General features: G+C 53.3%; 3 tRNA genes. All 3 read left to right on the top strand.

Annotation, left to right across the window (positions count from 1 at the left end):
- Positions 1-9: 9 nt before the first annotated feature.
- Positions 10-95, top strand: a tRNA-Leu gene (locus KGF46_RS19900).
- A 19-nt stretch (positions 96-114) separates the two neighbouring features.
- A tRNA-Met gene (locus tag KGF46_RS19895) sits at positions 115-190 on the top strand.
- Between the two features lie 7 nt (positions 191-197).
- Positions 198-272: transfer RNA gene (locus KGF46_RS19890), tRNA-Glu, on the top strand.

The raw sequence follows: 272 nt of genomic DNA, 5'->3' as shown, positions 1-272 counted from the left end.
CCAAAAAAAGCCGAAGTGGCGGAACTGGCAGACGCACAGGACTTAAAATCCTGCGGGACTTACCTCTCGTACCGGTTCGATTCCGGTCTTCGGCACTTATAAAACAAACAATATCGCGGAGTGGAGCAGTTGGCAGCTCGTCGGGCTCATAACCCGAAGGTCGTAGGTTCGAGTCCTGCCTCCGCAACCATTAAAATGGCTCGTTGGTCAAGAGGTTAAGACACCGCCCTTTCACGGCGGTAACAGGGGTTCAATTCCCCTACGAGTCACCA

The sequence above is a fragment of the Clostridioides sp. ZZV14-6153 genome (assembly GCF_020657855.1).
Classification (GTDB): Bacteria; Bacillota; Clostridia; order Peptostreptococcales; family Peptostreptococcaceae; genus Clostridioides.
This window is presented reverse-complemented; position numbering and strand designations above follow the sequence as displayed.